The sequence below is a fragment of the Ruminobacter sp. RM87 genome, assembly GCF_000701925.1.
In the GTDB taxonomy this organism is placed as follows: domain Bacteria; phylum Pseudomonadota; class Gammaproteobacteria; order Enterobacterales; family Succinivibrionaceae; genus Ruminobacter; species Ruminobacter amylophilus.
Map to the genome: position 1 here is coordinate 40,286 of NZ_JNKD01000012.1, position 8,888 is coordinate 49,173.

Below are 8,888 nucleotides of genomic sequence, written 5' to 3' on the forward strand. Positions count from 1 at the left end.
CGAACCTTCGGGTTCGGTCTTTCTGTCTGAATGAATTTTCACACCGGAGTACGAAACTGCATTCGGTATCAGCGGAATAGTAATGTCGTGAACCGATACCGCCGCAGAATCGTGTGTGGTTATTTCTTTTCGGTAACCTTTGCGCCGTTGTCAGTTCCGACAATCAGTACGTCAGCACCTCTTCTGCCGAAGATACCGACGGTTACAACGCCGGCGATGGCATTGATGGTCTGTTCAAGTTTCTTCGGTTCAGTGATTTTAAGATCATGTACGTCAAGAATGTGATTGCCGTTGTCGGTCACGCAGCCTTCTCTGTAAACAGGACGTCCGCCGAGTGCGGTAAGCTCTCTGGCCACGTATTCTCTTGCCATAGGAATAACTTCAACAGGAAGAGGGAATTTGCCGAGAACATCCACTACCTTGGTATCATCTACGATGCAGATGAACTTTCTGGCAACCGCGGCAACAATCTTTTCACGGGTAAGAGCTGCACCGCCGCCCTTGATCATGTCCATTTCAGGATTGATTTCATCGGCACCGTCAACATAGATGTCGAATGAATCAACGTCATTGAGATCGAAAACCTTGATACCCATGGCTTCAAGTCTCTTGGTTGAAGCTACTGAGCTGGATACGGCACCCTTGATCTTGTCCTTTATAGGTTCAAGTCTGTCAATAAAGTAGTTAACTGTTGAACCGGTACCTACGCCTAAAACGGCATTTTCCTTAACGTATTTAACAGCTTCTTCCGCCGCACAAATTTTCTTCTGGTTCTGATCCATTTTCTGAAATCCACTGATGAGTTCTAAAGATAAGTGAATTATACAACTTAATCAGATTATATCAAGAGTGTGATGTATATAACAAAATTATTTTAATGACGGTGTCTGAAAACAGCCTGTAAAAGAAATGAAATTCAGAGATACATGAAGAATATAAATGAGTAAAGACTCTTTAATGACAGATAAGGATGCCCGGTCCGGGCATCCTTATACCTTATTTTCAGTTTTCTGTTTAAAGACTGATACGAAACCTTAGTCGTGTTTGAAAACCATGTCTCTGGTAGGAGTAATGATTTCCGGAAGCGGAACGTCCCAGGTATCGGTAGGGAGGTTTTCAACTTCCTGAATGTCCAGAGCCAGACCGATAGGATACGGACCGGTTTTGCCCTGATGATAGAACTGCAGGGTGCGGTCATAGTAGCCTCCGCCCATACCAAGACGGTTACCCTGATTGTCAAAGGCAACAAGCGGGGTGAAGATGATGTCGATATGATTAAGCGGAACCACGTTCTGAACATTGAGTTCAGGTTCAGGAATGTTATAACGGTTAGGGTTCATGACGGTGGTCTTGTCGTACTTCAGGAACAGAAGCTGACCCTTTGAAAACGGATGAATAACCGGAAGGGCTACCTTCTTGCCCTTGGCCAGACACCATTCAATAACACCATGGGTATCGATTTCTCCGTCCACGCTGATATACAGAGCAACGCTTTCGGCTTTTTTGATTCTTTCGTTTCTGGCGAACTGATCGATGAGCTGAGATGAGTAATGAGCATGCAGCTCAGGAGAAATTGATTTTCTTAGTTCTCTTATCTTCTGACGTAGTAAAGGACGAGATGTAAACATAGCTATGGAATCCCGTATAAAATATAATCAAAGTTAAAAATTATAATGATTATTATAGACCATAAAAAAGTCCCCGGAATGTGTGTCGATTCGAAACCAAGAACCCGCAAGTTCAGGGCGAGAAAAGTGTTCTACAGTTAGGCTTCTCAACTTAATGAGCCTGCACACCGTGCAGAAGTAATTCCTCTAATCTAGTATCATCGGCTCAGGACCAAAAGCAACATCCACACCCCGAGGTATTCTGCGATTAAGACGAACTGTCAATCATGCCTTGTACAAGGTTTTCCAGCTCATCCAACCTTAATTTAACTATATCCACAAAAGATGACATTTTCAATTCCTGATTTATTAAATCGTGATAAATGTCCAATGCAGCCAGAATTGCAAGTTTCTCGTTTGAGAACTTCGGAGCCAGAGCTTTTAGTGTGTCTAATTTTTCTATCAGACGTTTTTCGGCTTCCTTCATGCTCTCGGCTTTTTCAGCCGGACACGTGATGTGAAAACTGTTGCCCAGTACTGCCACGTCAACTGTAGTCTGAGGCTTGTTTTCAGCATCGGGACTTTCTGTCCGCTCTTTTGTTTCCATACGGTTTTTCCTAAAAACAGATTTATTCTTTCACATTGAGACGGCAGGTTCAAGACAAAACTGTCCTATGCCGTTCTGTTTGTTCGTTAATGATACAGTCAGATGATATTTTAATCTATATTTGCGCGGTAATGATGTTTTTCATGACGTAAAACGAAAAAAATTTGTCAGCACGGACGGCGGTGGTCCGGGGGAATGATGATTAGAAAGCTGCGGAAACGGCTAAACCTGAATCAGAGCCATCTTCTTGTTTTTGAACAGTATTCTGCAAAAAGTTTCTTGAAGATTAGTCCGTTCATTTTTTCCTCTCCGTCAATCACGTGACTGAGAAAATGAATCAGCAGAGGCAGAGTGATAAGCAGAAGCAGAGGGCCCATGGTAATGCCTATGCCGAGAAGACCGAAGATCAGCGACAGGTACATTGGATTTCTGCTGAGGCCGTATATGCCGTGAGTAAAAAGAGCCACGGTGTTCGGAGTCCATGGCAGCGGACTGATGCCTTCACGGTGAAATTTTAGAATGGAAAGAAAACCCAGAAGTCCTCCGGACGTCAGAAACAGCAGGCTCGGGATTGTCCACGGAAAAGGAGCGATCATGCCGCATACAAGTCCGAGATAAAGGTGCGGAACAACCAGAATACCGAATATTACGGGAGGCGGAAGTTTTTTAATCCTGGCAGCGGCGTGGCTGACTGTTTCTTCTGCAATGACATGAAAGGACGGCAAATTCATTCTGACCTCGGATTTCCTGTAAGCAGGCTGTGCCTGATGTAAAGTCTGTAGATTATAGCCTAAAAATCAGGAACGTACCGTTTTTTTGATAAACGGTCTGAATAATCTTCCGGACCGTACATTCCGTGGCCGGATAAATCCCGGACAGTGCCTCAAAAAGTATTCACCGGTAATGAAAACATGATAATTCCTTTCGAAAAAATCGTTCCGGCATTTTTTTAATGTCCGCAGTAAACACATTCAGAAGAGGAAAAGACCATGGCAGAGGCTTCAGCCTTTTTATCACTGAATTCAATTGCTTTATACATCCCGGCCTGTCCGGCTGCCTTCTTTTTTCAGTGTTTCAGGCTTTGCTTCAGTCGTGTCTTTTCCAGTCGTGTACTTCAGTCCGGTTATACTGGCAGACAGCGGACTTTCTTATGAATTACATGAATTTGTTTTCTTTTGGTTCATGTTCAAATTGTTATTTGAGGTGCAAATAACATATAATACGCAATAGGCGGAAAAAGGAGGGGATAACTGCCCCCGTTTTTAAACGTCTGAGCGGACTGAAAAGCAGTGTCAGAAGGTGGCTGGCACAGGCGGATTACCCCTGAGGTTCCATTGTGCTGCATGTCTGAGTAAAATTTCTGACGGCCGCAGATTTTTTTGACTGTCTACTTACAGAATTGTATTTGGTCAAATTGTCGTGAGACAGGTTGTTTTTGCCGTGAGGCAAAATACGTCGCAAAAAAGGGTTTAAATAGGTTTTTATGAGCGAAAAATTACATAAAGTTTTAGCTGCCATAGGCATTGGTTCACGTCGCAGCATGGAAGAATATATCTCCGCCGGCAGAGTAAGTGTTGACGGAAAAATCGCGAAGCTTGGCGATCGCGTGGAAGGTACCGAAGTAATTCGAGTTGATGGTCAGATTATTCATACATCAAGTTCACCAAAGACAATCTGTCGTGTACTGATGTACAACAAGCCTGAGGGACAGATGTGTACCCGTTCGGATCCTGAAGGCCGTCCTACCGTGTTTGACAGACTGCCGGTTGTAAGCAACGGCAGATGGCTGTATATAGGTCGTCTTGATATCAATACTTCAGGTCTCCTGCTGTTCACCACCGACGGTGAACTGGCAAACCGCCTGATGCATCCGAGTCATGCCATCGAAAGAGTTTATGCCGTACGTGTGTTCGGCGGTGTTACCGCTGATCAGATCCGTCAGCTTCAGACGGGTGTGGAACTCGAGGACGGTCCGGCTCATTTCGACAGCGTAGAATACGTTGGCGGCGAAGGCATAAATCAGTGGTACAACGTGGTTCTCAAGGAAGGCCGCAAGCGTGAAGTGCGTCGTCTGTGGGAAGCTCTCGGTTTTAAGGTAAGCCGACTCAAGAGAATCCGCTATGCCAACGTGGAACTTGACAGACTGCCTGTAGGCGGCTGGCGTGAGCTCAATCTTGCGGAGGTTAATGCTCTGCGAGAGGTTGCCGGTATGAAGCCTGAAACAGAAACCGTGGTTGAAGAAAAGGAACTTACCGTAAGACAGGCTTTCGTGAAGAACCGTCAGGTTCGCCGTGCGGTTCAGAATTTCAATAACCAGAACAGACAGCAGAAGCGCGGTTCAGCCGGGGCTTCCGCAGGCGGTTCTCATCAGAAGAAGTCTTCATTCCCTCGTGACGGAGGCAGAAGCGCTTCAGGAGATACTTTTGAAAGCAGACTGTACAGGGTCGCTTCCGAAAACAGATCCGCCAAATCATCTTCAGGCAGAAGCCGCAGTCTTTCCGACAACAAGTACGCTCCGTTCAATGATGAAAAGAAGAGCGGCAGGGATCACGGCGCTCATTCCGGAAAGGGACGTGATTTTTCAAAAACAGGTGAACGCGGATTCGGCAGGGAACGGTTCAGTCGTGACAGAAACTTCGGAAAAAGCGGAGTACGTCATGAACAGTCCGGCAGAAGACACGGTTCCCGTCATGAAGACTGATATCTGAAACGGAAGTTTACCGGCAGTGCGGATTCGGAACAGAGGATCCCCGGACTGCCGGAATGTTTTTTCAGTGAGTCGCTCTGAACAATATTGAATTATATAAATAAGGACTGATTGCTATGTTTGACATGGTGTGGATTTATGAACCTTCCGCATGGGTTGGATTATTTACACTTGTTGTTTTGGAAATTGTTCTTGGTATTGATAATCTTCTGTTTATAGCCATACTGGCTTCCAAGCTGCCGGCCAGACTTCAGGACAAGGCCAGATACATAGGTCTGGGACTTGCTCTTCTTACCAGACTCGGATTAATTACTGCGATTTCATGGGTGGTCAGCCTCAAGGATCCGGTGATTTCAATGTTCGGCCTGGGACTGTCCATAAGAGATATAATTCTGATTGTCGGCGGCATGTTCCTGCTGTTCAAGTCCACCAGCGAACTGCATGAAAAACTGGAAGGCAAGGATTCCACTGCGTCAGCTGATTCAGACAAGGCAGTGGCCAAGGCATTCTGGATGGTGGTGCTGCAGATAGTTGTTCTCGATGCCATTTTCTCATTGGATTCCGTAATCACGGCAGTAGGTATGTGTGAACACGTGTTCATTATGATGTTTGCCGTGATTATCGCCATGGCCGTAATGGTTTCCTTAAGCAAGTTCCTGACAGTGTTTGTAAGCAGTCATCCTACTCTGGTGATTCTCTGTCTGAGCTTCCTGCTGATGATAGGTTTCAGCCTGATGGCCGACGGTCTGCACATCCATGTTCCAAAGGGATATCTGTATACCGCCATCGGTTTCTCAATCCTTATTGAAATATTCAACCAGATTGCCCGCAAGAACAATCTCAAGCTTGACAAGAACATCCGCAACAACAGCCGTGAACTGGCTGCAAGTCTGGTGCTGAGAATCCTGGGCGCAAAGAGCGACAATCAGCTTCAGAACATCAAGGAATCCATTGTGTCTCCGCCGGTTGACAACGTGTTCGCCAGAGAGGAAAAGGATCTCGTATCCCGTGTGCTGGGACTTGATTCACAGCCTATTAGGGCAATCATGACTTCCAGAAGGGATATTGTCATGGTTGATATAGGAGAACCTTATAAGGAAGTGCTTGGCAACATGGTGAATAACAGCTATTCACACATTGTGGTATACATCGGAGACAACAAGGATAATCCGCTGGGCTTCATCAATAAGACCGAACTTCTCGAAAAGCTGATTAAGGGGCATGGAGAGGTAGTACTGAAGAATCTGGTCCGCAAGCCTCTGTACATTCCTGAAACCGTGAGCGTTCTTACCTGTATTGAGGAAATGAAGAGGGCAAAGAATTACAACACCTTTGTAGTTGATGAGTTCGGTAATTTCGAAGGCATTGTTGCCCTGAGGGACATCATGGAGGAAATTGCCGGTGAGCTTCCTGAAAAGTCTGAAATTCAGGACTGCGTAAAAAACAAGGACGGATCCTTTGATGTTCAGGGTGATCTGGCTCTGACCGAACTTGAACGTCAGACCGGTATCTACATACCGGCCGGATCACATTACCACTCCGTGGCGGGATTCATCATGGAAACACTGCAGATTCTTCCGGATGTCGGAGCACAGGTCAGAATCGACGGCTGTGTGCTGACGGTCAGGGAAGTGAAGGACCATACCATTGAACTGGTCAATCTCAAGATTACGGAGCCTGATGAGAAAAAATAGGCAGCATACCGGAGTTCTTTCCGAAAGGAGAGGCCGGAATGTTAACAGTAAACAGATAACATAAAGCCTGTTTACCTTTTTGGTGACTATTAATGAGATGTGTTCCAAATTTTATTAAACACTGTCCGTAAAAGGTAAACTTAATTGAGAGTTTGTCGTCTAAAACAGTATAATCGAATTTATATACGAAAATGACGATAATAATAAGCCGGTGTGCTGAACAGCATCAGCAGAACCGGTGTTTCATAAATTACGTGGGGATTTAATGTATAGTAATAAGAAGCCGGAAAATCCAAAGGTAAAACCGGTTCCGGATATCAGAAAAATCATCCGGGACAAGATTTCACAGATCAGGGAACATGAACTGATTCTTTTTGCCCTTTGTGTAGTCGGCATAATCTTCTCATTCCTTAATCCGTTATGGTACAGTCATGCACCGGGATTCGATGCCTCCGTATATGCACTGTTCGGTAAAATGTGGGCACACGGAGAGATCCCTTATCAGGACATGATAGATGTCAAGGGACCGGGGATATATCTTATTAATATGATAGGTTACCGCATCGGCGGTTATCCGGGAATTGCCTTTATCGAAACACTGTTCCTGGTGTTCGGTATAGTCAGCGTTGACCTTGCCCTGCGTCTGTTCAAGTTCAGTCCTCTTTCACGCTTCTGCTCCATTGTCATGGTCATATCACTTCTGGGGCTGCGTTACTATTACGGCGACATGGTTGAGGATTATGCGGTTTATCTGGCCATGATTGCCAGCTATCCGTTTGCGCTGCTGTTCAGTCTCCGCCGTTTCAACTGGACAATAGGTCTGATTCCGGCATTCGCATTTGCCTTCACCACGTCGATTCATTTCAACAACGGGGCTTATTTTATAGCATGGTATGCCATGCTGTTCCTGTTCTACTGTTCAAACGGAAGTCTTCTTAATGCCGTAAAGCTGGCTCTTTCGGTAGTTGAGGCCATGCTGACGGTATTCGGCGGATATTTCCTGTATTTCTACAGTGAAGGTGGAATGGAACTGGTCAACAATGTTGTGTTCTACAGCATTGTCATTCATTTCAATGAACAGGCATACAATCTGAACATACCAGATCTTTCTGCCGGATTTGTGGGCTTCGTCAGAACCGGTCTGTGGATTATTCTGGCTGGATTCGTATGGCTGATGTTCAGTAAGGATAACCTGCTTTTTGTCAGCAAGGAAGGAAACGATCGCAGATGGTTCTTCCTCTATCTGGGATTCGGTATTATAGCCACCATCGTGGCCAACAGCCTTACCGGTCATATATATGATCACTATGACCAGCTCTATCTGCCGTTCATGTTTATTCCTCTGGCTTTCCTGATGCACAGATACCTGCACGTGAAGCAGGATATTCATATCAGCTTCCTGACCATTCTGTTCCTGCTGGTCTTCCTGGTTTCAGAACATGCAATCTGGGAATGGAACAGACTCGAGTGGGAAGAACCTGCCGTTTATATCCATGCGGGAATCAATGCCGGCATCGCACTGTTTGTATGTCTGTCAATTTTCATACTCAGACGCTGGCTGGGATTCTACAGACATAATCATACCGTGTTCCTGGTTCTCAGTATTTTCATTTCGTTTATCATAAGCATGTATGCACTGACAATCGGTCATACCATTGGTGTACCGTGGGATGAAAGTACAGCGAAAAAAGTTAAGATTGTTAATGAAAACACCGAAATCAATGACAAGATCTGGGTGGAAGGGAATATGTATCAGTACTATATCTGGGCTGACAGAACCACCGCCTCTCCTTATCTTATCACCACTCAGCTGATGGCTCCTTATGATTTCAAGACCAAGGTTTTAAACAGTCTTAACTACTTCAAGCCAAAGTTTATCATTGTTCGTGAAAAGTCCGTTGATGATTTCAGGGCTGCCGAAAAGAAGAATCAGACTGACAGATTCTCCGCTCAGGAACAGGCTTTTGCCCGTTTCCTCAGAACAAATTATGAAGAGGTGGTAAAGGGGCTGTATAAGTACAGAAAAGCTCCTGAGGTGGTCATCCCTCATGACGATGAAGGAGACCTTCACCCGGTTGAATTGTCAGACAAATCAGAATCTGTCGCCGAAAACGGAAATTCCGAGAAGAAATCAGAAGCGGGAATGATTAAAGCGGATACTGACAAGAGGTCTGAAGCTAAGACTGAAACCCCGGCACCTGAGCTGAAAGCCGCTGAAACCCCGGCACCTGAGCTGAAAGCCGCTGAAACCCCGGCACCTGAGCTGAAAGCCG

Annotated in this window: 6 protein-coding genes; 2 read left to right on the plus strand and 4 right to left on the minus strand. The window is 45.5% G+C overall.

From position 1 onward, the window contains the following. Positions 1-119: 119 nt before the first annotated feature. The 4 genes from rpiA to T489_RS13485 all read right to left on the minus strand — a co-directional run bounded on the left by rpiA (position 120) and on the right by T489_RS13485 (position 2,945). Positions 120-782 carry a ribose-5-phosphate isomerase RpiA gene (gene rpiA, locus T489_RS0104770; RefSeq protein WP_031578908.1) on the minus strand — a complete coding sequence of 221 codons (663 nt, stop codon included), beginning with the start codon at positions 780-782 and terminating at the stop codon, positions 120-122. Between the two features lie 252 nt (positions 783-1,034). Beyond that, on the minus strand, positions 1,035-1,628 hold the full coding sequence (locus T489_RS0104775; protein WP_031578909.1) for a 5-formyltetrahydrofolate cyclo-ligase: 594 nt from the start codon (positions 1,626-1,628) through the stop codon (positions 1,035-1,037). A 247-nt stretch (positions 1,629-1,875) separates the two neighbouring features. After that, positions 1,876-2,214: a cell division protein ZapA gene (locus T489_RS0104780; RefSeq protein WP_031578910.1), complete on the minus strand. Its 339-nt coding sequence runs from the start codon at positions 2,212-2,214 to the stop codon at positions 1,876-1,878. 233 nt (positions 2,215-2,447) lie between these two features. Further along, positions 2,448-2,945: a methyltransferase family protein gene (locus tag T489_RS13485; RefSeq protein WP_037318745.1), complete on the minus strand. Its 498-nt coding sequence runs from the start codon at positions 2,943-2,945 to the stop codon at positions 2,448-2,450. A 752-nt stretch (positions 2,946-3,697) separates the two neighbouring features. Between T489_RS13485 and rluB the strand changes: the two genes are divergently transcribed. Both rluB and T489_RS0104800 read left to right on the plus strand, forming a co-directional pair. Then, positions 3,698-4,915 carry a 23S rRNA pseudouridine(2605) synthase RluB gene (rluB, locus tag T489_RS0104795; protein WP_084155403.1) on the plus strand — a complete coding sequence of 406 codons (1,218 nt, stop codon included), beginning with the start codon at positions 3,698-3,700 and terminating at the stop codon, positions 4,913-4,915. A 122-nt stretch (positions 4,916-5,037) separates the two neighbouring features. Then, entirely contained in the window at positions 5,038-6,615 is a 1,578-nt protein-coding gene (locus T489_RS0104800) for a TerC family protein (RefSeq protein ID WP_051621787.1), read from the plus strand. Positions 6,616-8,888: the final 2,273 nt, after the last annotated feature.